Genomic DNA, 23,635 nt, shown 5'->3' with positions numbered 1-23,635 from the left:
TTTCGCCCCCGGTAGCCGATGCCACTTCCTTTCAGACGGGAACCTTCTCCATGCGCTTCCAGACCCTCGACACCATCGATGTTTCGGGCAAGACCGTCCTGGTCCGTGCCGACCTGAACGTGCCCGTGGCCGACGGCCAGGTCACCGACACGACGCGCATCGACCGTCTGGTGCCGACGCTGAAGGAAATTGCCGCCAAGGGCGCCAAGGTCGTCGTCATGTCGCATTTCGGCCGGCCCAAGAACGGCCCCGACACGAAGAACAGCCTGCGCCAGGTGGTGCCTTCCGTGGAAAAGGCCCTGGGCGCCCCCGTCGCCTTTGCCGAGGATTGCGTGGGCGAAAAGGCCGCATCCGCCATCGCGGCCCTGCCGGCCGGCGGCGTGCTGATCCTGGAAAATACCCGCTTCCATGCAGGTGAGGAAAAGAACGACGCCGATCTGGCCAAGGCCATGGCGGCCCTGGGCGACATCTATGTCAACGACGCCTTTTCGTCGGCCCACCGTGCGCACGCCTCCACCGAAGGCATCGCGCATCTGCTTCCCAGCGCCGCCGGCCGGTTGATGCAGGCGGAACTGGAAGCGCTGGGCAAGGCGCTGGCCGCCCCGGAACGCCCCGTGGCCGCCGTCGTCGGTGGCGCCAAGATCTCCACCAAGCTGGACCTGCTGCTGAACATGGTGTCGAAGGTCGACATCCTGATCCTGGGCGGCGGCATGGCCAACACCTTCCTGTTCGCCAAGGGTGTGCCGGTGGGTTCGTCCCTGTGCGAGCGCGACATGGCCGACCAGGCCCGCGCCATCATGGAAAAGGCGGCCGCCGGCGGGTGCGAGATCGTGCTGCCCGTCGACGGGCTGATGGCCCGTGAATTCAAGGCCAATGCCGACCACCGCACCACCGCCGTCACCGATATCCAGGATGGCGAGATGATGCTGGATGCCGGCCCGGCCACCGTCGAACTGGTGGGCCAGAAGCTGGCGGGTGCCAAGACCCTGGTCTGGAACGGCCCGTTCGGCGCCTTCGAACTGGTGCCGTTCGACAGCGCCACCAACGCCGTGGCCGCCACGGCTGCCAACCTGACCGCACAAGGCAAGCTGCTGTCGGTCGCCGGCGGTGGGGACACGGTGGCGGCCCTGGAACATGCCGGTGTGGCCGCCCGCTTCTCCTATGTTTCCACGGCAGGCGGCGCCTTCCTGGAATGGCTGGAAGGCAAGGTGCTGCCGGGCGTCGCCGCCCTGGAAAAGCACGCCTGACGATTGCGGGGCGGCCCAACCGTCCCAAAGATGAAGGCCCGCGCCGCATCCCCTGCGGCGCGGGCCTTTTTCATTCCTCCAGCGCCCCCTGCTGCCATTGCCTTCCATGCCGCCCATGCAGGAAGCCGTTGGCAAAGCGGGCGTCGGGGTGAAGGTCGGCCAGTTCACCCTGCGCGGCGGTGCTGTCCATCCGCCCGTCCAGCACATCACGGAACAGCTGCGCCGTCGCCACCATGTCCCCGCTATGCGGCGACAGGCGGAAGCTGCTCACGCCCGCCTGGGCCAGGGCCGGCAGGTCCGACAGAAGGTTGGCATGGGTGCCGCTCAGCACCTGCACCCCGTTCACGGCCAGAAAGGACTGGCCGTCGATCGTATCCACCTCCAGCCCATCGGGATCGCGGGCGCAGACGAACTGGCAGCCATCCTTCTGCAGCTGGTGCGCCCGCGCATGATAGCAGCGGGCCGATATGGCCAGCGGCAGACGCCCGAAGGCCAGCACCTCCAGCGCCAGTCCCGGCAAGGTGCGGGCGGCACGGGCCAGGGTCGCCACCGTGTCAAACGGCAGTTCCGGCCCCAGACACGCCCGCACGGCCCCGCGTTGGGCCAGCACAGCCAAAGCCGCCTCGTTATAGATGCTGACATGCGGTCCCACGGCGTGTGCCCGCCCGCCCAGCAGCGACAGGGCTGTGGCGTCATTGGCCTCCACCAGCAGATCGTCCTGGGCTGTCTGGTCACGCAGGCTCTGCCGTTCCCGCGGCTGCATGACCAGGGCCAGGGTGGCGGTCAGCACCTGCTTGCCGGCCCGCGTCAGCCGGTCCACGGCCCCGGCCAGTACCTCCACGGCCGGCGGGCGCTTGGAACAGACCACCTCGCCCAGCACGACTGTATCCACCGGCGCCTCGTCGGCGATGCGGGCATAGAAATCGCGCAGGCGGTCCGGGGACCAGTTGAACAGAACCGGCCCCAGGGTCAATCCGGTCGCATGCATCGCTTCTCTCCTCACCGCCAGCCGCGGTCATAGGCACCGGCTGTGGACCGGCGCCCTTCCGTCTGTGCCAGCAACGCCTCTCCGGCCCGGATCGGCATGCCCGCCGCCGCCGCATCCACGGCCGCACGGAATTCGGCGACGACGCGGGCGACATAGGCCTTGCCCCGCTGCCGCCCCTCGATCTTCAGCGCCGACACGCCGGCCGCCATCAGGTCCGGGATCTGCTCCAGCACATTCAGGGACACCGGGTCCTCGAACAGGTGTGACAGGCGGTTGTTCGCCTCGAACCGTCCCTTGCACAGGGTCGGGTATCCCGCCGCCTCCCCCTGCCTGAACCGGTCGATGGTCACATCCCCCAGCCGCGACAGCATGGCCCCGCCGCGCTGTTCATAGCGGACATGGGAGGCGGGGGAGCAGACGCCATGGCTGTTGGGCGATTGTCCCGTGACATAGGAGGACAGGTGGCACCGCCCCTCCGCCATCACGCACATGCCGCCAAAGGCGAAGACCTCCGTCTCCACATTGATCTCCTGATTGATGGCGGCAATCTCCTTCAGGGTCAGCACGCGCGGCAGCACCACGCGCTGCACGCCGAACGCTTCCTGATAGAAGCGGATCGCCTCCGGCGTGGAGGCGGCGGCCTGCACCGACAGATGGATGCGCTGGCCCGGCAGGCGACGCGCCGCCTCCGCCATCAGGCCCAGATCGGCCAGGATGATCGCATCCGCCCCCAACGCCGCCGCATCCTCCATGGCGCGCAGCCAGGCGCCCATGGCCCCGGCGCGGGGGAAGGTGTTGATGGCGACGTACAGTTCTCGCCCCACACCATGGGCGGCGGCGATGGCACTCTTCATCTCCGCGCGGGAGAAGTTCAGGCCCGGAAAATTGCGGGCATTGGTTTCGTCACGGAAACCGCAATAGACGGTATCGGCGCCGGCCACCAGGGCCGCCTCCAATGCTGCGGGCGTGCCGGCGGGGCAGACCAGCGTCAGGGGTTTGGGCACGGGCATCATGATTGTCTTCCTTTACGGAACCTGTCGCGCATCTGCGCGCGCAGATCGGCGATCTCACCTTCCAGCCCCGACAGCCGGTCCATATGCGGGTGCAGCAGCGATGCCTGCAGCGCCCGCAGCCGCCCCTCCATGCGGGTGGCTAGCGGCAGGGCGCGATCCAGCAGGTGGCGGACGGGACCGGCGACGGGGCCCAGCAGGGGCAGAAGATCGGCCAGCACCCGCACCTCCCCCTCCTCCAGCGCGTTGCGCAGGGTCAGCACCGCCTCCATATCGCCCTCGATGGCGATGTCGCGGCCGAAAAAGGCCGCATCACCATCCAGCCGACCTTCCAGCAGGTCGATCAGGGTCCAGAACGGTGCCCGCAGGGCCGCCGTCCAGCCGGTGTCCGGCAGCGATCCGCGATGCAGGGTCAGGCTGGGGGCCGCCCCCGCCGGCCGCAGCCGGAACCAGACGGGCAGGTCGATGGGATCGATCAGGAAATCCGCCTCGCCCAACGTCTCCAGTCGGCGGAATATCTCCGGATGGCAGCGGATCATGGCGCGCAGGGCCGCCGACAGGAAGGGCGCCATGAGGGCCGGCGGCACCAGGTCGAAGGCCGGGACCGTCAGCACAAGCGCGCCGAAGGGGGCCGGGCGGCTGGCATCCAGGCTCATGCCCACCCCCGCCTGCAGCGGGAGTGACAGATGCGTAGGCGCGGGAGACGGGTTTCCATGCGGTTCCACCGGGGCCGATGACGGAGGTCCGCAGCATAAGGGTTTCCGCGCGCCCTTCTTTGCGGCAGATCAACCGGCGCCTATCCCGATGCACCCGGCGGGTGCGACAGGACAGCGCTTGGCCTTGTCCCCGGATGATGACACTCTCATGTCATCGGCTTCGACCGGAGGATTGCCATGCCGCCCCTGATCCGTTTCATGCTGCGCCATGCCGCCATCGGCTTTGCGCTGGGCGTTACCATCGCTGCCATCGTCGTCGCCACCGACGCGTTGCATCTGCGCAGCCTTGCCATGGCCACCCCTATGGGTTGGCTGGGTCTGGCGGTCTTCTGCTTCCTGACGGGCCTGACCATCGGCAGCCTGCAGATCGGCTTCGCCGTCATGCTGCAGAAGGACGATGACGAACCCGTGGGCGGGCATCGCATCCGCGTGCAGCGGATCGCCACCCGGCAGCCCGTTCCCGTCCGGGCCGACAGCGCCAAGCACCGCCGCGGATAGATCTTATACGAATACCGGAAAGTCCCGACCTGTGGTCGGCACTTTCCGGCTGTGGTATCATACACTTGTCCTGACAGAGGCCCCACCGGCCCGGCTTTGGTCCGGGCCGGTGGGTTTCATTTGCGTCAATGATGGCCCTGCGGCATGGCCTTGCCGTCGGCATCGGGCAGCACGATCTGCACATTCTGCATCATGCCCTGGTCCTCATGATCCAGGATGTGGCAGTGCAGGACATATTGGCCGATATAGCGGTTGTACCGGGTGCGCAGGGTGATGACGACCGGGTCCTTGCTCACCCCGACCTTGTCCGCCGTCATGATCGTGTCGCGCCAAGTGCCCTTCATGCCGGCATAGATGCCGGTATCGACCTCTTCCCCCTCCGTCCCATCGGACCGCTGCTTGCGGATGCTCACCACTTCGAACGGATTGACGTGGATATGGAAGGGGTGGCTGACATTCAGCGAGCTGATCTTCCATTCCTGCGCCGTGCCCAGCACCAGGGTCTGGTTCATGACCTCCGGATCGTATTCCTTGCCGTTAATCAGAAACAGGGTCGGCGTCGTGCCGGAACCGGGGATCAGGTTGAACTGAATCTTCACGACCGGCTGCTTGTACAATGCCAGCTCAGCGTCGCTGATATCCTGGTGGGGAACATATTTGGTCAGTTTCAGATCGTTGTTCAGATCCCCCTTGACCATGGCCCGCACCGGCTCGGGCAGGCTGTCCGCCGATGCCAGCAGCTGCTGCGTCACGAAGGCCGTGGTGTCGGCCACCTTGGCCGTACCCTCGGCATGCAGGAAGCCGATGATCTTGGGATTGTCGTCGCTGACGATCTGTTCCCCGCCGCCATCGTCATAGACACAGTAATCGCCCGCCTCCGGCAGAACGAACAGCACGTCGCTGCGGTAACCAGGCTGCAGGTTGTTGACGCTCTTGGCGTAGATCGACGGGCGGGTCAGGCCGTCGGTCGCCACCTCATACTGTGTCACGTCGACGCCCGTGCAGGCAGCCTTCACTTCGGCGGCCTGTTCCTTGGCGTCGGCCACGTTGGACCGCAGCTTTGTCGGGTTGCCGACCTTGCGGATACGCAGATTGATCGTCTCCTCCACCCCCGCATGGATCAGGCGCCAGCGGTAGATGCGGCCAGGTTCCACCTTCTCCGTGCCGCGGACGATGCCGTTGAACATGGTGTAACGGCCGGATTCCTTCCAGGCGGAAAAGGCAAACTGCTCGGCGAAATTCTCGACCTTGCCGATCTGCCCGTCCTTGCAGATCCAGCGGATGACCTTGCCGTTGGAATCCGTCAATTTCTCGATATTCCCCTGATCGTCAAAGCAGGCGTAGGGGATCTGCTGGATCAGCATCACCTCCTGCTCAGCACCGCCAGGCGGTGCGAAGGGGGCCAGCAGCGTATCCAGATCACCATTGGTCACGGCCGTGGGGGGGCGCGATCCCTTGACCACCAGCGCGCCCGCCATGCCGCTGCCCACCTGCATGGATGTCGATCCATGCTTGTGCGGGTGATACCAGAAGGTGCCGGCCGGATGGTCCTCCGGCACGTTATATTCATACTGGAACTGCACGCCCGGCTTCAGGTTCAACAACACATTGTCGCTGTTGCCGGTGGGGGAGACCCACAGCCCGTGGCTATGCAGGTTGGTGTCGTTGGAGCAGTGCGGCTGATTGATGGGCAGCGGCTGTTCGGTATTCGGATAAAGCCCGCAGCCCGGCTGCGGATCCAGCTTGTTGATCAGCGAGATGCGCACCGTCTGGCCCGGATTCATGACGATGGTCGGCGCCAGGAAGGCGTTGCCATAGGACCGCAACGTGACCGGGTCATCCTTGCCCGTGGCCGGGTTGTAGATCTTGCCCGAATTGTACTGGATCGGCAGGACGTAATGCAGCTCTTTGCCTTCCTTGATCGCCGTCCCCAGCGCGCCCAGGCTCAACAGATTGTAGCCTTTCGGGCTTTTTTCGTCCCGCGCTTCCTGCCCCTGCGGCTTCAGCACCGATGGCGCCACCAGTTCCCGTACGGGCGGGCCCTTCTGCGCGGTGGCCGTGCCGCAACCTGCCACCATCATCAGACCGGCCAGGGCAGCACCCGTGCGGCGCCAGTTCCGTTCCCGTTGCATATGGTTTCCCCCAATCTCGGAAAGCAAGATTGGTACTATGACCACGCAACAGTTCAGCGCGCAATTCACAATCTTAGTTGGAACAGCATTATCATAAATACACGCTCTTGATGCATAATCCCGTAGTCACACGGCCGGCGCTGGCACGGGGTCCGGCGGCATGACCAGCCCGCCGGAAACCACCATCTTCAACCCGTCCTCCACACTCATCGTCAACGGCCGGATATCGGTACGCGGCACGAACATCAGATAGCCGGACGTAGGGTTGGGAGTGGTGGGCACAAAGACATTGACCATTTCCACCTGTCCCGCCAGCAGGCGTCCCACCTCTCCGCGCGTCGTGCCGGTGACGAAGGCGATGGACCAGCAGCCGGTACGGGGAAATTCCACCAGCACCACTTCGCGGAAGGCATCTGATTGCTGGGCCAGCACGGTTTCGAAAATCTGCTTGGTCGCCGAATAGATGCCGCGCAGGACCGGCGTCCGGGCCACCACCCCTTCGCCGAGTCGAACCAGGAGCCGTCCAGCAAAGCCCGCTGAGACCATGCCGACCGTGATCAGAAAGATCAGCAGAATGATCAGACCCAGCCCCGGCAGGGTGAAGGGCAGCAGCTGGTCGGGCCGGTATTGCACGGGCAGGACGGTGTCGACCAGCCGGTCCACCCCATCAATCACCAGCCAAGCCAGGTAAAGCGTGATGGAAATCGGCGCAGTGATCAGGATACCGGTGAAAAGATAGGCCTTCAGCCGCGCGCCCAGGGTCAGATGGAACCCCTGGAACAGACGTAGCCGGCGGCGGCCCTTCGCCTTGTCTTCCGTCATCATCACTCCCCACCGGATCAAAGCGTTCAATCGTAACGGTAGCGGTTTGCGTCCGCCCGGCCTAGATATAGCATCCAATGACGAAACCAAACTTCGGACGCCAGACGTGAGCGACGCCCATAACGCCAATCTCGACCGGATTGACCTGTTGCAGTCCTTGACGCCCGATGAAAGGGCCGCCATTGCGCGCAATTGCAGTTGGCGCCATTTCCATCCCCATGAACAGATTGTCGACCGATCGTCGGACAGCCGCGATGTCTGCCTGATCGTCGAAGGCCGCGTCCGGGTGGTGAATTACTCACTGTCCGGCCGGGAGATCACCTTTGATGACATCGATACCGGTGGCTATCTGGGGGAATTGTCGGCCATAGACGGCGGGCCGCGCTCGGCCAGCATCGTGGCGCTGACCGACACGCTGGTCGCCTTCATGTCGCCACGCCTGTTCATGGAGACGGTGACCCGCAACCCCACCGTGGCCGCCATGGTCATGCGCCGTCTGACCCAGATTGTCCGCGCCTCCACCGGCCGGATCATGGACCTGTCCACGCTTGGCGCCAATAACCGCGTTCATGCAGAGCTGCTGCGCCTGGCCAAAACCGGGCTGAAGGATGACGGCAGCGCAGAGATTACGCCTGTTCCGATCCATTCCGACATCGCCAGCCGCGTCTCCACCACGCGTGAGACTGTCGCCCGGGTGATGAGCGATCTGGCCCGCGACAATATCGTCATCCGTCAGGGCAACAGCCTGATCATGCCCGATTTCGCCCGGCTGGAGGAGATGGTCGAGGATGTGCGCGGGGACTGAGGCCGGCGCGAGCGGGGGGGGGGCAGACCTGCGCCCTGCACATTGGCTTAAAATGTGAAGTTTTTTGTGTGTGGTCATCCGGACACGCTTTTTGCGCTTCAAAAGCCCACACTGGTGGAGTATAAGGAAGTGACTTGACCGTTGCATTAGGGCAACTGTCAGGGACTTTACCTCCTTATGAGGCTCCCTTCATCTCTGCCGGCTGCTTCCCAGCAGCCGGCTTTTTTTTGCCTGAAATACCGATCGGCCGACGGCCGGGTGTCAATTATTGATGCGGGCGAATTCGCGGAAGGTGACAGCGATCTTGTCCTCGACGATCGTCACTTCGCCGCGCGCCACCATGCGGCCCGACACGACAATGTCGGACAGATCATCGATCTTGCGGTCCAGTTCCACGATGGCGCCGCGGCCCAGCTTCAGCAGGTCGCGCACGCGGATGTTGGACGTGCCCAGCACGACGCTCATCTCCACTTCCGTGTCATAGACGGCGGAAATCTCCTGCGTGTCGGACGCCGGGCGGGCCGGAGCGGCACCACCGGCCATTTCACCGAACATCGCATCGATATCGTCCTGATCGGGCATGGCCCCTGACCCCATCAAACATCTGGCTATTCGACCATCCTAACAGCTTGCCCCGCGTCTTGCAGCGACAAAGGCGGCCACTTCCCGCCAGGGCCCCAGGTCGAAGCTGGCCCGCGCCTGACCGGATGGCGATGGCAGCACGAACAGCGTAATGCCTTCCCAATCCGCCGCCTGCCGGCCCCAAGCCGGCACCGACCGCGGCCCCAGGAACAGCCGGGCACCATTCTTGCTGGTAAAGGCGATGGCGGCTGGGCGGTGAACGCGCATCTTGGTGATGAACCCAGGAATGTCGAACCCGTCCGGCGTCAGGTCGACATCATTGCCGATCTCCACCTTGTTCAGATCCGTCAGGCCCAGGCCGAATTCGGGCAGGCGGGGGAAGTCCGCCACCGCGAAATCCGGCGGGACCATGCCCGTCCGGCGCAGCGTGGGCCAGAAGGCGTTGCCGGGATTGGCATAGTAGGCCCCCTTGGCCGCGGAGATGCGGGATGGTGCGGTACCGCAGAGGACGAGCGCGAGGCCGGGGGCCAGGATGTCAGGCAGGATCATGGTTGCGGCATTATTTGCCGACCACCCTGACGGCGCAACGGAAAAGGGCGGATTTCCGCCAACCACACATAGTTGGCACGCCCATTGCTTATAGATTTCCCGAGCAACGGCCACATCGGCCACCGCATCGGAAGGTCAACCAAGCGATGGAAAACTCTCTCTACATCACGCTGTCCCGCCAGGAAGCCCTGCGCCGCCAGCTGGACGTGGTGTCGAACAACATCGCCAACATGAACACCACCGGCTTCAAGTCGCAGCGCATGCTGTTTCTGGAATATCTGGAGCGTCCGGACCGCGAAGGCGACCGCATGAGCTTCGTCCAGGATTACGGTCTGCAGCGCAATGTCGATGTCGGCCCGATCCAGGTGACCAACAATGAACTGGATGTTGCCTTGCGTTCCGATGGTTATTTTGCCATCGAAACGATTTCTGGCCCCCGCTATACCCGTGGTGGCGCCCTGCAGTTGAACGCCGACCGCGAACTGGTCGACCGTTCGGGGCTGCCGCTGCTGGATGCCAATAACCAGCGCATCATCATGCCGGCTGGCACCACCGAAATCCATATCGCCGGCGACGGCACGGTCAGCACCGAAAACGGTGAGGTTGCCAAGCTGAAGGTCGTCACCTTCGCCGACCCGCAGAAGATGATGGAACTGGGTGGCGGGCTTTACGAAACCGCCCAGGCAGAAATTGCCGTGGAGCAGCCGCAGGTGACGCAGGGCGCCATCGAAGGCTCCAACGTGCAGGGCGTGGTGGAAGTGACGCAGATGATCGACGTGCTGCGCACCTACCAAAGCGTCCAGAAACTGATCGATACCGAACATGAACGCATCCGCGGCGCCATCGGCAAGCTCGCCCGCGTTCAGTAATTAGCCAGTCAGAAGGATCGGAACCATGCGCTCTCTCTCCATCGGTGCCACCGGCATGCTGGCTCAGCAGCTCAATGTGGAAACCATCTCCAACAACATCGCCAACATGACGACGACCGGTTACAAGCGTCAGCGGGCCGAATTCCAGGACCTGCTGTACCAGAACCAGCGCCGCGTCGGTTCCACCTCCTCTGACGCCGGCACCATCGTCCCGTCGGGCATCCAGGTGGGCACGGGCGTCAAGGCCGCCGCCATCTATCGCATCAACGAGCAGGGCAACATCAACCCGACCGGCAACACGCTGGACCTAGCCATCAACGGCCATGGTTATTTCCAGGTGCAACTGCCCAACGGCGAAACGGCCTATACCCGCGCCGGCTCGCTGCAGCTGAACGCCGAAGGCACCATCGTCACGGCCGACGGTTATCAGGTGCTGCCGGGCGTCGTCATTCCGCAGAACACCATCGACATCACCGTGAACCCCAATGGTGAAGTCCTGGCCAAGATCGACGGCCAGACCGTGCCGCAGAATGTCGGGCAGCTTCAGCTGGCCACCTTCCCCAACAATGCCGGCCTGGAAGCCATCGGCGACAATCTGCTGCTGGAAACCCCGGCGTCCGGCCAGGCCATCACCGGCAATCCCGGCGCCCCCGGCTTCGGCCGCGTGATCCAGGGTTCGGTGGAAACGTCGAACGTCAACATCGTCTCGGAAATCACCCAGCTGATCACCGCCCAGCGCGCCTATGAAATGAATTCCCGCGTCATCTCCACCACCGACCAGATGATGCAGTCGGTCAGCCAGCTGCGCTGATCCCCCACCCGGCTGAATTTGCCCACCCCCATCCGGACGCCCCGCCATGACCCGCTTCGCCGCCCTGCTGCTTGCCGCCACGCTGTTCACCGGTGCCGCCGCCCAGGCCGCCACGCTGAAGCCGGCCGCCACGGTCGCCGATGGGCAAATTCTGCTGGGCGACCTGTTCGACGGGCTTTCTCCTGAACAGGCCATGCGCCCGGTGATGAATGCCCCGGCGCCGGGCCGAAAGGCAGGGCTGGACGCCCCCACCCTGACGCGCATCGCCACGGCCAACGGGCTGGACTGGCACGCGACGGGTGGGGCCGACCGCATCATGGTCGATCGCGCCTCCGTACAGGTGACCCAGGCCATCATCCAGGAAGGGCTGCGCCAGGCTGTGCGCGCCGCCGGTGCGGGCGACGGGGCCGATGTGCTGATGGATAATCGCACGCTGACGCTGTTTTTGCCGGCCGGCAATGATGCCACCGTGCGGGTGGAAAATCTTACCTATGACGCTCAGCGTGGCCGCGTCACGGCCGAAGTGGTGGCCCCGGCCGAGGGGCCCGAGCTGGTGCGCCAGACCATCGGCGCCCGCGTCCAGGACATGGTGGAACTGCCCGTCCTGTCGCGCCGCCTGGGCATGGGCGAGGTCATTGCCGATGGCGACATCACCTATCTGTCGGTGCCGCGTGACCGCGTGCAGGCCGGCGCCGTCATTCAAGCCTCTGAAATGATTGGGAAAACATTGCGGCGCGCCGTCGCGCCGAACCAGGCGGTGAACAGCCGTGACGTGCGCGACCCCATCGTGGTCGCCAAGGGTCAGCCCGTCACCATCCTGTTGAAGACAGCGACGATGCAGCTGACGGCATCCGGAAAGGCCCTGGCAGACGGGTCGGAAGGCGAGTTGGTACGGATTGTGAATACGTCCTCCAGCAGAGTGATCGAGGCGGTGGTGGCCGGTCCCAATCTGGTGATCGTGACCCCCGGTGGCCAGATCGCCCCGCCTGTCATGCAAAGCAAGGGTGGGCCCGCCCGGGCCGCCCGCTAAGGAGAACCGAGATGTCTGCCCGTCCGCTGATCGCCCGTTCCTTCCGCTCCCTGGTCCTGCTGTCGGCCACCGCCACGCTGCTGACCGGCTGCGTTACCGACAAGCTGGCGGCCATCGGCCAGACGCCGCCCTTGTCGGGCATCGACGACCCGTCGCGCGACCCCAACTACCGCCCCGTGCGTCTGCCCATGCCGGAAGCGCCGGTACAGGATCGCCAGGCCAATTCGCTGTGGCGGGCCGGCGCGCGCGCCTTTTTCAAGGATCAGCGCGCCGCCCGTGTCGGTGACATCCTGACCGTGACCATCCAGATCAACGACAAGGCCCAGATGCAGAACAACACGTCCCGCACGCGGGACGGCAGTGACAGCATGGGCATCCCCAACCTGCTCGGCCTGGAAAGCAGCACCAACAACATCCTGCCCAATACCGTGTCCCCCGCCAGCCTGATCAGCGCCACCGGCAAGACCAGCAGCGCCGGCACGGGCCAGATCCAGCGTCAGGAACAGATCAATCTTCAGGTGGCGGCGTTGATCGTGCAGGTCCTGCCCAACGGCAACATGGTCGTGCAGGGCAAGCAGGAAGTGCGCGTCAATAACGAGGTGCGGGAACTGACCCTGACCGGCATCATCCGGCCGGAAGACATCAATTCCGCCAACACCATCTCCTATGAAAAGATTGCCGAGGCCCGGGTCTCCTATGGTGGTCGCGGCAACCTGTCCGACGTGCAGGCCCCGCGCTGGGGTCAGCAGGTCCTGGAAGCCATCAGCCCGTTCTGATCCCCTTCCCCTTCCCCTTCCCCTTCCCCTCCCCCCCCCTGCCCCCGGACGGTGCCATCCGTCCGGGGGTATTTCTTTGGTCGTGGGCGAACGGGTCGCATTTGCCGCCCGTGGGCCGGCAGCGCATATTGATGACCGCGAATATTGGGGAGAGGGAACGGTGAAGGCACCGCAGATCGAAGCTGCCTGGAAGGGGGTTGCCGCCTGCCGCGACTGTGGCATCCGGCATCTAGTCCTGTTCGCGGACCTGACGGAAAGTGATTTCGACCATCTGCACACCCCGGTCGAAGAACTGCATTTCGAGGCGGGCGCGCAGATCTATGGCATGGACGAGGAAGCGACGGCCCTGTTCACGGTGCGGCGCGGCCTAGTCAAGCTGGTGCATTTCCAGCCCGACGGATCCCAGCGCATCGTGCGTCTGGTCCGGCTGGGCGGTGTGGCCGGGCTGGAAGCCCTGGTCAAGCCGAACTACGAACATCAGGCCATCGCGCTGCAACCAGTGGAGCTGTGCCGCATCCCCGTCAGCACCATCAACCAGCTGCAGTCCCGCACGCCGCGCCTGCATCTGCGCCTGATGCAGAAATGGCACGAGGCGCTGTCGGTGGCCGACGGGTTCCTGACGGCCCTGTCCACAGGCAACGCCCGTCAGCGCATGGCCCGGCTGCTGCTGCTTTTGTCGGAAGATACGCTGGACGGCCCGGTCAAACTGTTCACGCGGGAGGATATGGGATCGATCCTGGCCGTGACGCTGGAAACCGCCAGCCGCACCATCTCCGACTTCAAACGCTGCGGCGCCATCCGCGATACGGATGCCTATGGCCTGGTGATGTGCGACCGCAACCTGCTGTCCCGCATCGCCGAGGAAGGCTGAAGGGCGTCAATCCGGCGACGCCGCCGCCAGATCCCCCGCGATGGTGTGGACCATGCGCCGGATGTCGGCGGCAATCTGGGCGGGCACCTGCTCGAACGCGATATGCAGGCCGTTGGGGCTGACGTCGCAGACGCGCCCCCGCAACTCCCCGATGCCCGTAATGCGCACCCAGCCCTGGGCGCCTGCCGGCAGGGCCGGGGCGACATTCTGCAACAGGCAGCCATCGGTCGACAGGTCGATGGTCCTGCCGTTCAGCCGCCGGCCCGCGAATTCGCCCTGGAAGTCCAAGGTCACCGCTGCGCGGGTACCCCGCCGCCGGTCGCCGGCGGTGGAATGGCGCAACACTTCCGTCACCCGTCGGCGCAGCCCCAGCAGCCGTTCATTCACATCGCTGGCCAGCGACCGCACCTCCGTCGCGGTGTCGCCGGTGATTCGGGCATGGTCCAGCATGCTGCTGGCCCGCTGCGCCAGTTCCCGCGTCTGACCGGCCGCCGACGACGCCCCGCGGGAGATTTCGGCTGTCGCGTGCTGTTGCTGGTCGGTGGCATGGCGCACCTCGGCGGAGATGGCATCAACGCGGTGGATATCACGGACAACCCCATCGACGCTGTCACCCGTCGCCAGGGTTACGGTCTTGATGGCGTCGGCCTGGGCGCTGACGGTGCCGATGGCATCCTCCGTCTGGCGGGCCAGATTCTTAACTTCCGCCGCAACCACGACGAAGCCGCGTCCGGCCTCCCCCGCCCTGGCTGCCTCGATGCTGGCATTCAGGGCCAGCAGTTTGGTCTGTGACGCGATGGTCTGCACCAGCCGCACGACGTCATTGATACGGGCCGTCGCGGTGGACAATTGCGAAACGGTTTCCGCCGTCTGACCGGCACGGGTGGCGACATTGTCGGTGACGGCCGTGGAACGCTGCACCTGCTCGGCGATGGCCCGGCTGGTATCCTCAAGCTGTTCGGCGGCCGCTGCCACCGCCTGGACATGGGCCAGGGCCTGATCGGCGGCGACAGCCATGGCCGTGGCTGCTTCGCGCAGGGCCTGGGCCGTGTTGCCCAGGCGATCCGCCCCGTCGACCATGTGCGCGGCCTCCGCTGCGACCTCTGCCACCGTCTGTTCGATGTCCTTCTCGATCCGGTCGGTCAGTTGCAGCATCTCCAGCCGCAGACGGTTCGCCTCTCCGCTTTCGGCGTAGGAGGAAACGGCCAGTTCCATGTCCAGCAGGGTCGCCCTTAGGATGGCGGACAGGGCGGCATGGGTACGCTCCCGCGACCAGCGGCGCGCCAGAACCGTATCGAACAGGTCTTCCAGGAAATGCGAATAGGCGCCGATATACCAGCGCGGCGCCAGGCCGATCCGGTCATGCGCGCGCCCGACGCGGCGTGCCTGGTTGACATAGGCCGCATCGAAGCGACCGCTGAACAGGCTGCCCCAATGCCGGACCTGGGCATCGGTCAGAAGGCCGACCTTGCCCGGCGCCGCAATCATCGGCGCCAGTTCCGGCACTGTGGCCAGCCGGCGGTAGAAACCCTGGGCAATGGAAGGCAGGGCCTGGACTATGACAGGACCGATTTCGCGCAGGAGTTGGCAGGTCTCGGCATCCAAACGAAAAAAACGAAGACGGTCATCGACATCGTCGATGCCGGACACGAAATCCTTGGGCATAGCGCCAGGCTCCACACGATATGCGGCTGATTGCGTGTGAAAATAGCGCCGGCGATAGCGGTAGCATTGACCCAACTCAATCATTTTCCTTTTGGGTGCCCAAGAAATAATCTGTGATATTTGAGACGCACTTGTTGAATTAACCAAACTATTCACTGGAGCAATGCGTTGCCCCGGTTCCGCGCGCCCGCGCGGCGCGTTGATCTGACAACGTTACCCGGCACTTGCAATTGTTAGGTTTTCCGTGAAATTTGGATCAATGTCCGGCGGGCCTGCGGGTCCGTATTCTTGACAGTGGAACGGGTGTGCAATCGTGGCAGAACGCAGGCCGACGATCATAGATGTGGCGCGCGCCGCCGGCGCCTCCATCAAGACCGTTTCGCGGGTAATGAATAATGAGCGCTATGTCAGCGCCGAAACCCGCGAACGTGTCCTGAAGGTGATGGCGGATTTGCAGTTCCGCCCCAATAAATCGGCACAGAGCCTGAAGGGCGACCGTTCCTATCTGATCGCCCATATCTATGGCGATCCGGGTGGCCCTTATACGGGTCAGATCCAGATGGGCCTGCTGACCCGTTTCCGGAACCAGGGCTATCATCTGCTGATCGAAGAGATTGATTATCGCGGTGACGATGTGGAAGACCGGGTCAGCAAACTGGTCAACCAGTTGAGCCTGGACGGCGTCGTGCTGACGGCCCCGGTCACCGACAATGAAACGGTGCTGGGCGTACTGGAACAGGCCGACGTGCCCTATGTGCGCGTCACGCCGCAGTTCGAACGGCCCACGGGATCGTCGGTGCGCATTGATGAACGGGCCGGGTGCAACGACCTGACCCTGCATCTGCTGGCCTTCGGCCATCGGCGTATCGGCTTCATCAAGGGGCCGGAACATCATGCCGGCACCAAGCTGCGCTATTCCGGCTATTGCGACGCCTTGCAGGAATATGGGCTGGAACCGGATCCGGAGATCATCGAACAAGGTGGCTTCACCTATCGTTCGGCCCTGCCCTGCGCGCGTCGCCTGCTATCCCTGGCCGAACCGCCCACGGCCATCATCGCGTCGAACGATGAAATGGCCGCCGCCGTGCTGTCGGTGGCCCATGATCGCGGCCTGTCGCTGCCGGGTGACCTGTCGGTGGTCGGATTCGATGATATCGAACTGGCGGAAATGGTCTGGCCCCCCCTGACCACGGTGAAGCAGCCCATCCAGGAAATGGCGGATGCCGCAGCGGAGATTCTGCTGAACACGCTGACAGCCAAGCGGCAGCAGCCCGGCGAACCCGCGCAGGTGTTCCACCGGGTCCTGCCGCATCATGTGGTCATCCGCCGTTCCACCGCCCCGCCGGCGAAGCGGTGACTGGTACCGATCCGCTGAAGGTTTGACCTTTGACGGATCGGAGGCCGGCGACCGCCGGCCCGGCGCTCGTGCGCCGTAAGCCAAGCCGCCGGATGGCGGCGCCCGGCGCCTGAGGAAATACGAAATCACCCTGGATCGGTTACGATCAAGGGTGATTGGTATCAGAAATCCCGTTCGGCCCGGCAATGGTCGCGCAGGAACTGGGCGTGGCTGGGCAGGCCCGCGACCTGGGCCTGCAATACCGGCACTGACCGTTCCAGCGTTTCCGTGATGACGGACAGGGGCAGACCATCGACCAGCGGACGGTACCGTGCCGGGCGTACCCCCATGCCCTCATAGACGGACTGCCAGGACACGGCCCGGAACAGTTCCTCAGCCCCCACCTGCCGCAGCACGCCAGACGATTTGAACAGCTCCATGCGGGCACGCAGGCTGGCCGGGACCGGCGTGTTGCGGGCCGCGCGCCAGAAGGGCGTATCATCACGCCGCGTGGTGCAGTAATGCAGCACGATGAAGTCGCGCACTTCCTCATATTCCCCACCGACGCAACGGTTGAATTCTGCGGCCAGGGATGGATCGCAATCGGCATCAGGCAGGAAGCGCAGCAACTGGTCCACGGCGCGATAGACCAGATGGATGGCCGTCGATTCCAGCGGTTCGACAAAACCGGCGGCCAACCCCAGCGCCACGCAGTTCTTTTCCCACATGCGGGCCCGCATGCCGGTCTTGAACGGGATGATGGCGGGATCGGTCAGGGTCCTTCCCTTCACCTGGCGCAACAGGGTCGCCACCGCCTCGTCATCCGACAGGAAGCGGCTGGAATAGACATAGCCATTGCCGGCGCGGTGCTGCAGCGGGATGCGCCAGCGCCAGCCGCAATCCTGCGCCTGACTCAGGGTGTAGGGATGGACGTCGGCATCATCCTCGGTATTTTCCGTCTGCACCGCGATGGCCCGGTCGCACAACAGCTCGTCACCCCACCCGATATAACCGACACCCAGCGTCTGCCCGATCAGCAGGGCGCGGAAGCCCGTGCAGTCGATGAAGAAGTCGCCATCCACCTGTTTGCCATTGGCCAGATCCAGCCCGGCAATGGCGCCATCAGGGCGGGTGCGCACGCGCGTGATGCGGCCTTCCGTGCGGGTAACGCCGCGTTCTTCGGCATAGCGGCGCAGATATTGCGCCACCCGCCTGGCATCCACATGCAGCGCGTAGGAAGCGGACGCGATCAGGCTGCGCTGCGCCTTGAAGGGCAGCATGAACTTCATCTGATCGGCCATGCGGGCGGCCGGTGCGAAATCCATCAGTTCTGACGGATGCCCCGCCGCCTTGGCCCGCAGCCAGCACTGATAGAAATCATGCACATCGATCTGACCGCCGATGGCACCGAACGGGTGATAGTACTGATGCCCCTTCGTCAGCCAATCCTCGAACCGGATGGCCAGCTTGAAGGTGGCGCTGGTGGATTTGATGAAATCCTGCTCGTCGATACCCAGGCTGCGCAGCAGCACGATGAAGGGCGGGATCGTGCTTTCGCCGACGCCGATGGTGCCGATCTCCTCGGACTCCACCAGTTCCACTTCCGTCCCCGTCCCCTTCAGCATGAAGGACAGCATGGCCGCCGTGACCCAGCCGGCCGTACCGCCGCCGGCGATGACGATCTTCTGCAACGGCTTCATTCAGGCACCCTCCCCTTCACATTTTCTTGGCGTCGGCGGGTGCATCCACCCGCGCAAACCGATTGATGAATTCCTGATGCGTCGGGCAATCGCCCACGGCCTGGGCGATCCCCTGGCGCATGCCGGCCAGCGCCCGGTCCAGCCCCGCCACGTCGAACCCGTCCAGTGCCGGATCATAGCTGTCGGGCAGGAAGCCGAAACCCGCATAGATGGCCAGCCAGCTGGCCGGCTGGAACATTTCCCAGCGATAGCGGATGAAATGGCCGCGCCGACGCCACATGTCCACCTTGTGCCGCAGGCTGTCGGGCAGGTCGATGGCCCGGCAGTCGCGCCAGAAGGCCGTGTCGTCGCGCCGGTTCAGCCAGTAATGCAGGATGATGAAGTCGCGCACCCGCTCCATTTCCCGCCGGCTCCAGTCATTATATTCATCGACCAGCACGGGATCGATGCCGCGGCCGGGGAAAAGCTGTTTCAGCTTGTCGATGCCCGTTTCGATCAGGGCGATGGAGGTGCTTTCCAGCGGCTCCAGGAAGCCCGATGACAGGCCGATGGAAACGCAATTGCCCTTCCAGGCCTGGCGGCGGCGGCCCGGCGTGAAGGCGATGCGCCGCGGCGCCATCTTCAGGTCCGTCCCCACGGCGGCCAGCAATTCGGTCTCCGCCTCCGCGTCGCTGATATGGCGGCTGGAATAGACATAGCCATGGCCCGTGCGGTGCTGCAGCGGAATGGTCCAGCGCCAGCCGGCCGTATGCGCCGTCACCCGCGTAAAGGATGGCGGTGGGGTCAGCGCATGGCCCTGCGCCGCCAACGCCCGGTCGGCCAACAGCCATTGGTTCCAATCCTCATACCCCGCCTGCATCGCGCCTTCGATCAGCAGGCCCTGGAAGCCGGAGCAATCGACGAACAGCTCCCCGTCCAGGACCGTGCCATTATCCAGCAACAGGCCGGTGATGTGCCCGTCCCCCGCCCGCTGCTGCACCTTTTCGATGCGGGCATCGATGCGGGTGACACCGCGCGCTTCCGCCACCTTGCGCATCAACTGCGCGAACAAGCCGGCGTCGAAATGCAGGGCCCAGTCGAAGACCGACAGGGTAGAGGGCGGGTTGGGCGATGGCAGGGTAAATCGCCCGGCCTCGGCCAGTTGCACCGCCAGCGAGTAAGCACCCAGGTCCGTCGGTTTGCCCGCCGCATTCAGCCGCAGCCAATATTGATGAAAGGGGATGTTGCGCAGATCCTGCCCATAGACGCCGAACGGGTGCAGGAAACTGGTCCCCGGCCCGGCCCAGCCATCGAAGCGGATGCCCAGCTTGGCCGTGCCATGGGTGGCCTTCAGCACATCGATATCGCTGAGGCCCAGGGATTGGTAGAAGCGGCGGATGGTGGGGATCGTCGCCTCTCCTACGCCGATCGTCCCGATGGTGGAGCTTTCGACCAGGGTGATGGACAGCCCCGATCCCCGGAAATGGTCGGCCAGCGACGCCGCTGTCATCCATCCGGCCGTACCGCCGCCAACAATGACCAGCCTGTTGATGCGGTTGCCCTGTGTCTCTGCCGACATGTCCATCCTCCGCATTTTATCATTGCCCGTGTTGATGATGACCGCTTGGCAGACCAGTCCGAGGGCGACAAATTTAACCACCGTCATCCATGCTGCGGCCCATGGGCGCTAACTTAAACCCATCGCACCAGACCGGCCCTGAACAGGCCAGCACTGCGAACTGCCAAACCCTCAATCAACACGAAAAAGGCGCCCGCCCGGACAGATGTGCTGTCCGAAACGGGCGCCCCCTCATACCGTCAGGACGGGCTTACCACTTGAAGCGGACGCCCACCGTGTAACGGGTCTCGAACTCGTTCTGATACGCGTACTGCTTCGCGTTCGGATCGAACTGGATGTAGTAATTCTCGATCTCTCCCAGAACGTTGGAGCCGTTGGCATAGATCGAGATGTTTTCGTTGACGTTATAGGACAGGTTCACGTCCACATATTCCGAGTTGTCCTGGAAGATGGGGAACTGGTTCTTGAACACGTCCTGCAAGCGCTTGCTGCGGAAGTTATAGGCAACACGGGCCTGGAAATTGTCGTCCTGATACCAGGCGACCAGATTATACTGGTGCTTGGAATTATCAAAGAACGGCACCTTCACCGGCTCGCCCGTTGCCGTGCCCGGCAGCGTCTGCGAGCTGGGCGAGTAGGTGTAGTTGGTGTCCAGACCGAAGTTGGAGAAGAAGCTCTCGTCGTCCAGGAAATCCTTGAAGGACAGCTTGGTGCCAACTTCGATACCTTCGACCTTGCCGCCTTCACCCTGCATGGGGCGCGTCACCGGCACGGTACGGCGGATCACACCATCCTGATCGGGGAAACGACCGTCATTGGTGGTGCGGGTCACGACATAGCTGTCGATGTTCATGCGGAACGCCGCCAGATTCACCATGGAAGCCTTGCCGATATAATATTCGACAGCCGCATCCCAATTGGTCGCCCGCCACGGATCCAGCTCGGGATTGCCCGAAGATTCCGCACTGGTCACGGTACGAATACCCAGGCCCGGATCATCGGCCGTGTTGATCTTCAACGCGCCGCCATACTTGGCAAGATCCAGCGGCTGCATGGTCTTGCTGTAGGAGAAGCGCAGACGCAGATCGTCGGTGACGTCGTAGCTGGCATTCACCGCCGGCAGGTAATCATAGTAGCTGCGGCGCGTGGTGACATCACCGGCATCGATGTTGGTGTCGCCATAATTCAGGGTTTCACCCGTGATGTTCTGGCGAACCTGCAATTCGGTGCGGATGATCTTCACGCCAGCCGTACCAGACAAACGCCCCAGCTCGAAAGCCGTGCTCATGTAGGCGCTGTCTTCCCACATGTCGACATCGTAGGACTGACCGGGGATGATGGCGCGGTCGGCCCCGCCGAACACCTTCTTGTGGAAGGCCTCCGGATCGTCGAAATCACGCGGATCAATGGCCCAGAAGCCCGGAATGCCGGAGGTGATGGAGCCCATATTGTCAACCCAGATGACATTATTGTGGGTCGACAGCTTGGTCGGGACATTGACCGTATAGCCCTGGAACACCAGCTTGCCCGTGACCGGGTCGGGCACGAACTCGCCCGCCTGGCACTGGTTCTGGTTCATGACGACGTCGATGGCCTTCCACTGCGCCGAGCAGCCCGACGTGTTGGGCAAGCCCTTGTCGTTCACGCCCTTGCCGGCATAGAAGTTCGAGAACAGGTGGAACTGTTCGATCGACACCGACCGGTCGGACCGGCGGATACCGACATCGACCTTCTTCAGGAAACCACCCAGCGGCTCCTCAAAGTCGTAATGGGTGTCCAGGCGATAGACCTGAAGGTCGGACGACGCCTCGTTATTGCCTTCGGAGGAGAAGGCGCCGATGGCGTAGCTATCCTGGTTGGCCATATAGTCCTTCAGCGTCTTCCCGGCGCCCAGGCCACCGGAAATCTGCTTGTCGAAGCCCGACCACACGGGATGATCGCCCGAGATGTTGTAGTGGAGCTGCGGATTCTGGCCATAACCCAGCGGGTTGGGGTCGATATAACGACCACCCAGGCTGCCGACGACATTGTTGGTGTAGCGCGAGGCCGGGAACTGGGCTGCCACCGACGCCGGATAGAAAGTGCCGCGTGTACGGTCATTGGCATCGCGGAACAGGGTGAAGCGGCCGGGCGCATATTGCCAGTTGGACAGATCGCCCTGGGCCTGGCCGTTCATCGACAGACGGTTGGCGTCGGACCGCATGGCGCGGGCTTCCACCTTCAGCGGGCCGTCATTGTCGTACTTCAGTTCCGCGTTGAAGTTCTTGGACTTCGACGTGTTGACGCGGTTGACGGAGAACGAGTTCACCCACCAGGCGTCGATATCATATTCCTTGACGGCGACCCAGTCGGTGCCGGCCACAGGGACCGAGGAGGTCGGCTTCGTCCAGACGCCGAAGGCGTCGCCCGACCAGCGGTTGGAAATGTTGATACCGGCCGAGCGGTTATACTCGTCCATCTTGGTGTAGAAACCTTCCGCCAGGAAGGTGAAGCCTTCACCCAGATCGGCCTCGAACCCGCCGGTGATGGTCAGGCGGTCACGCTCCACCTCGCGGTGGAAACTCTCGAAACCATGCGGGGAGACGAATTCCTTGGGTGCCGTGCCACCCCAGTCATTGTTGCCCGACAGGCTGGAATAGCCGGCGTAATTGTTGCCCAGGTTAGCCTGGCTGCCAGCCGCCGACAGGATCACGCCGACACGGTCGCCGCGCCACGCGGCCAGACCATTGGCGACATAGTCCTTTTCCTTGGTGTCCTTGCCCGTCTGCCCCTCAACGCCACCAGTGATGGTGAAGCCATAGGGCATGTCGGACGGACGGCGGGTGCGCAGATCGATGGTGCCGGACACGCCCGAAAGGGCATTCGTCGTTTCCGTCGTCTTGTAGACGACCACGGCGTTCATCAGCTGCGCCGGCACGTCGGTCAGATTGGGCTTGGCTTCGCCCAGATTGCCGGCCGACAGATATTGTTCGCCGTTCAGCAGGGTGATGACCTGGGCCAGACCACGGATGTTGACCGTGCTGCCTTCACCGGCGTCGCGGCGGATCTGGATACCCGGCACGCGCTGCAGGCTGTCGGCGATGGTCACGTCCGGCAGCTTGCCGATATCTTCGGACGAGATGGCGTCGACGATGGCGGACTGGTTGCGCTTCACATCGACTGAGCGCTGCTGCGATGCGCGCACACCAGTGACGATGATTTCGTCCAGAACCTGGTCATTGTTGGCGGCAGGTGCCGCCTGGGCCAAGGCAGTGGACGTCACCGCAAACGGCGACACCCCTGCCAGAAGGGCCACGGCGAGGCCGCGACCGAGCATTGAATGCATCCCTGTCAAGAGATCCTCCCTCTAAGCAAAGCTTTACGTGTGATTTTCTTGGCGCCGGAATGCGCGGGATTATTCGGAGACCGGCACCTTCAGGCCGATTTCCGCTTTGACGTCTTCAGCAGGACTGTTGAAAGCCGCCCTTTTGTTTCCCCACCCATTACCGGCGTGCTTGTTCACACGCTCCCATCCTTGTAAGCCTGAATTTACGAAAGCGCCCGTTGATGTCAAGCGCTATATGTCATCGTTGTCATACGGAATGACAGCGCAAACAATCTCTGTCTTGCCCGGAATTGCGCGACTTGATCGCGTGCAGCAGCAAAATGAATTCCGCAACTGCGTGACGCG

Annotated in this window: 20 protein-coding genes; 9 read left to right on the top strand and 11 right to left on the bottom strand. The window is 63.8% G+C overall.

The features are described from left to right. Positions 1–50 precede the first annotated feature (50 nt). A complete protein-coding gene (locus ACODTW_RS01025; protein ID WP_488944005.1) occupies positions 51–1,247 on the top strand; it encodes a phosphoglycerate kinase in 1,197 nt (398 codons plus the stop codon). Between the two features lie 70 nt (positions 1,248–1,317). Here ACODTW_RS01025 and ubiV read toward each other — a convergent pair whose 3' ends face one another. Genes ubiV through ubiT form a run of 3 tightly spaced genes read right to left on the bottom strand, consistent with a single transcriptional unit; the run spans position 1,318 to position 3,901 of the window. Then, on the bottom strand, positions 1,318–2,235 hold the full coding sequence (gene ubiV, locus ACODTW_RS01020) for a ubiquinone anaerobic biosynthesis protein UbiV (protein ID WP_488944004.1): 918 nt from the start codon (positions 2,233–2,235) through the stop codon (positions 1,318–1,320). Positions 2,236–2,246: 11 nt separating this feature from the next. After that, complete coding sequence (ubiU, locus tag ACODTW_RS01015; RefSeq protein WP_488944003.1) at positions 2,247–3,248, bottom strand: ubiquinone anaerobic biosynthesis protein UbiU; 1,002 nt, start codon at positions 3,246–3,248, stop codon at positions 2,247–2,249. After that, positions 3,245–3,901, bottom strand: coding sequence for a ubiquinone anaerobic biosynthesis accessory factor UbiT (ubiT, locus tag ACODTW_RS01010; RefSeq protein WP_488944002.1), 657 nt, complete (start codon positions 3,899–3,901; stop codon positions 3,245–3,247). The genes ubiU and ubiT overlap by 4 nt, the downstream gene beginning before the upstream one ends. A 237-nt stretch (positions 3,902–4,138) precedes the next feature. Here ubiT and ACODTW_RS01005 point away from each other — a divergent pair, with 237 nt between their 5' ends. Next, the gene (locus ACODTW_RS01005; RefSeq protein ID WP_488944001.1) at positions 4,139–4,459 is read left to right on the top strand and encodes a hypothetical protein; all 321 of its coding nucleotides are present in this window, start codon (positions 4,139–4,141) and stop codon (positions 4,457–4,459) included. A gap of 125 nt (positions 4,460–4,584) precedes the next feature. Here the strand turns inward: ACODTW_RS01005 and ACODTW_RS01000 are convergent, their stop codons facing one another. Both ACODTW_RS01000 and ACODTW_RS00995 read right to left on the bottom strand, forming a co-directional pair. After that, on the bottom strand, positions 4,585–6,591 hold the full coding sequence (locus ACODTW_RS01000) for a multicopper oxidase family protein (protein WP_488944000.1): 2,007 nt from the start codon (positions 6,589–6,591) through the stop codon (positions 4,585–4,587). A 126-nt stretch (positions 6,592–6,717) separates the two neighbouring features. Further along, positions 6,718–7,416: a DUF502 domain-containing protein gene (locus ACODTW_RS00995; RefSeq protein ID WP_488943999.1), complete on the bottom strand. Its 699-nt coding sequence runs from the start codon at positions 7,414–7,416 to the stop codon at positions 6,718–6,720. A 103-nt stretch (positions 7,417–7,519) separates the two neighbouring features. Here ACODTW_RS00995 and ACODTW_RS00990 point away from each other — a divergent pair, with 103 nt between their 5' ends. Next, entirely contained in the window at positions 7,520–8,218 is a 699-nt protein-coding gene (locus ACODTW_RS00990) for a Crp/Fnr family transcriptional regulator (RefSeq protein ID WP_488943998.1), read from the top strand. A 261-nt stretch (positions 8,219–8,479) separates the two neighbouring features. Here ACODTW_RS00990 and fliN read toward each other — a convergent pair whose 3' ends face one another. Beyond that, positions 8,480–8,800: a flagellar motor switch protein FliN gene (fliN, locus tag ACODTW_RS00985; protein WP_488943997.1), complete on the bottom strand. Its 321-nt coding sequence runs from the start codon at positions 8,798–8,800 to the stop codon at positions 8,480–8,482. Between the two features lie 39 nt (positions 8,801–8,839). Further along, on the bottom strand, positions 8,840–9,349 hold the full coding sequence (locus tag ACODTW_RS00980; RefSeq protein ID WP_488943996.1) for a mismatch-specific DNA-glycosylase: 510 nt from the start codon (positions 9,347–9,349) through the stop codon (positions 8,840–8,842). Between the two features lie 146 nt (positions 9,350–9,495). Between ACODTW_RS00980 and flgF the strand changes: the two genes are divergently transcribed. The 5 genes from flgF to ACODTW_RS00955 all read left to right on the top strand — a co-directional run bounded on the left by flgF (position 9,496) and on the right by ACODTW_RS00955 (position 13,706). Beyond that, positions 9,496–10,218, top strand: a complete 723-nt coding sequence (flgF, locus tag ACODTW_RS00975) for a flagellar basal-body rod protein FlgF (RefSeq protein ID WP_488943995.1) — start codon at positions 9,496–9,498, stop codon at positions 10,216–10,218. A 25-nt stretch (positions 10,219–10,243) separates the two neighbouring features. Then, the gene (gene flgG, locus ACODTW_RS00970; RefSeq protein ID WP_488943994.1) at positions 10,244–11,029 is read left to right on the top strand and encodes a flagellar basal-body rod protein FlgG; all 786 of its coding nucleotides are present in this window, start codon (positions 10,244–10,246) and stop codon (positions 11,027–11,029) included. 46 nt (positions 11,030–11,075) lie between these two features. Next, a complete protein-coding gene (gene flgA, locus ACODTW_RS00965) occupies positions 11,076–12,059 on the top strand; it encodes a flagellar basal body P-ring formation chaperone FlgA (RefSeq protein ID WP_488943993.1) in 984 nt (327 codons plus the stop codon). A gap of 11 nt (positions 12,060–12,070) precedes the next feature. Continuing rightward, positions 12,071–12,835, top strand: a complete 765-nt coding sequence (flgH, locus tag ACODTW_RS00960) for a flagellar basal body L-ring protein FlgH (protein ID WP_488943992.1) — start codon at positions 12,071–12,073, stop codon at positions 12,833–12,835. 82 nt (positions 12,836–12,917) lie between these two features. Beyond that, positions 12,918–13,706 (top strand): Crp/Fnr family transcriptional regulator, encoded by a 789-nt coding sequence (locus ACODTW_RS00955; protein WP_488943991.1) that lies wholly within the window; start codon positions 12,918–12,920, stop codon positions 13,704–13,706. Positions 13,707–13,712: 6 nt separating this feature from the next. Here the strand turns inward: ACODTW_RS00955 and ACODTW_RS00950 are convergent, their stop codons facing one another. Beyond that, a complete protein-coding gene (locus ACODTW_RS00950) occupies positions 13,713–15,371 on the bottom strand; it encodes a protoglobin domain-containing protein (protein WP_488943990.1) in 1,659 nt (552 codons plus the stop codon). A 313-nt stretch (positions 15,372–15,684) separates the two neighbouring features. On the opposite strand from ACODTW_RS00950, the gene ACODTW_RS00945 reads away from it, so the two are divergent. Beyond that, positions 15,685–16,728 (top strand): LacI family DNA-binding transcriptional regulator, encoded by a 1,044-nt coding sequence (locus tag ACODTW_RS00945; RefSeq protein WP_488943989.1) that lies wholly within the window; start codon positions 15,685–15,687, stop codon positions 16,726–16,728. A gap of 161 nt (positions 16,729–16,889) precedes the next feature. Here the strand turns inward: ACODTW_RS00945 and ACODTW_RS00940 are convergent, their stop codons facing one another. From ACODTW_RS00940 to ACODTW_RS00930, 3 genes are all read right to left on the bottom strand, one after another. Then, the gene (locus ACODTW_RS00940; RefSeq protein WP_488943988.1) at positions 16,890–18,407 is read right to left on the bottom strand and encodes a tryptophan halogenase family protein; all 1,518 of its coding nucleotides are present in this window, start codon (positions 18,405–18,407) and stop codon (positions 16,890–16,892) included. Between the two features lie 16 nt (positions 18,408–18,423). Next, complete coding sequence (locus ACODTW_RS00935) at positions 18,424–19,965, bottom strand: tryptophan halogenase family protein (protein ID WP_488943987.1); 1,542 nt, start codon at positions 19,963–19,965, stop codon at positions 18,424–18,426. 250 nt (positions 19,966–20,215) lie between these two features. Then, a complete protein-coding gene (locus ACODTW_RS00930; protein WP_488943986.1) occupies positions 20,216–23,281 on the bottom strand; it encodes a TonB-dependent receptor in 3,066 nt (1,021 codons plus the stop codon). Positions 23,282–23,635: the final 354 nt, after the last annotated feature.

The organism is Niveispirillum sp. FG148, from assembly GCF_057809655.1.
The sequence above is the reverse complement of the archived record's forward strand: the minus strand, read 5'-3'. Positions and strand labels throughout refer to the sequence as shown.

What these genes read in the sequence shown, in the direction of transcription:
- ACODTW_RS01025 (WP_488944005.1), top strand. Translation starts at nt 51, where the DNA reads ATGCGCTTCCAGACCCTCGACACCATCGATGTTTCGGGCAAGACCGTC.
- ubiV (WP_488944004.1), bottom strand. Translation starts at nt 2,235, where the DNA reads ATGCATGCGACCGGATTGACCCTGGGGCCGGTTCTGTTCAACTGGTCC.
- ubiU (WP_488944003.1), bottom strand. Translation starts at nt 3,248, where the DNA reads ATGATGCCCGTGCCCAAACCCCTGACGCTGGTCTGCCCCGCCGGCACG.
- ubiT (WP_488944002.1), bottom strand. Translation starts at nt 3,901, where the DNA reads ATGAGCCTGGATGCCAGCCGCCCGGCCCCCTTCGGCGCGCTTGTGCTG.
- ACODTW_RS01005 (WP_488944001.1), top strand. Translation starts at nt 4,139, where the DNA reads ATGCCGCCCCTGATCCGTTTCATGCTGCGCCATGCCGCCATCGGCTTT.
- ACODTW_RS01000 (WP_488944000.1), bottom strand. Translation starts at nt 6,591, where the DNA reads ATGCAACGGGAACGGAACTGGCGCCGCACGGGTGCTGCCCTGGCCGGT.
- ACODTW_RS00995 (WP_488943999.1), bottom strand. Translation starts at nt 7,416, where the DNA reads ATGATGACGGAAGACAAGGCGAAGGGCCGCCGCCGGCTACGTCTGTTC.
- fliN (WP_488943997.1), bottom strand. Translation starts at nt 8,800, where the DNA reads ATGCCCGATCAGGACGATATCGATGCGATGTTCGGTGAAATGGCCGGT.
- ACODTW_RS00980 (WP_488943996.1), bottom strand. Translation starts at nt 9,349, where the DNA reads ATGATCCTGCCTGACATCCTGGCCCCCGGCCTCGCGCTCGTCCTCTGC.
- flgF (WP_488943995.1), top strand. Translation starts at nt 9,496, where the DNA reads ATGGAAAACTCTCTCTACATCACGCTGTCCCGCCAGGAAGCCCTGCGC.
- flgG (WP_488943994.1), top strand. Translation starts at nt 10,244, where the DNA reads ATGCGCTCTCTCTCCATCGGTGCCACCGGCATGCTGGCTCAGCAGCTC.
- flgA (WP_488943993.1), top strand. Translation starts at nt 11,076, where the DNA reads ATGACCCGCTTCGCCGCCCTGCTGCTTGCCGCCACGCTGTTCACCGGT.
- flgH (WP_488943992.1), top strand. Translation starts at nt 12,071, where the DNA reads ATGTCTGCCCGTCCGCTGATCGCCCGTTCCTTCCGCTCCCTGGTCCTG.
- ACODTW_RS00950 (WP_488943990.1), bottom strand. Translation starts at nt 15,371, where the DNA reads ATGCCCAAGGATTTCGTGTCCGGCATCGACGATGTCGATGACCGTCTT.
- ACODTW_RS00940 (WP_488943988.1), bottom strand. Translation starts at nt 18,407, where the DNA reads ATGAAGCCGTTGCAGAAGATCGTCATCGCCGGCGGCGGTACGGCCGGC.
- ACODTW_RS00935 (WP_488943987.1), bottom strand. Translation starts at nt 19,965, where the DNA reads ATGTCGGCAGAGACACAGGGCAACCGCATCAACAGGCTGGTCATTGTT.
- ACODTW_RS00930 (WP_488943986.1), bottom strand. Translation starts at nt 23,281, where the DNA reads ATGCTCGGTCGCGGCCTCGCCGTGGCCCTTCTGGCAGGGGTGTCGCCG.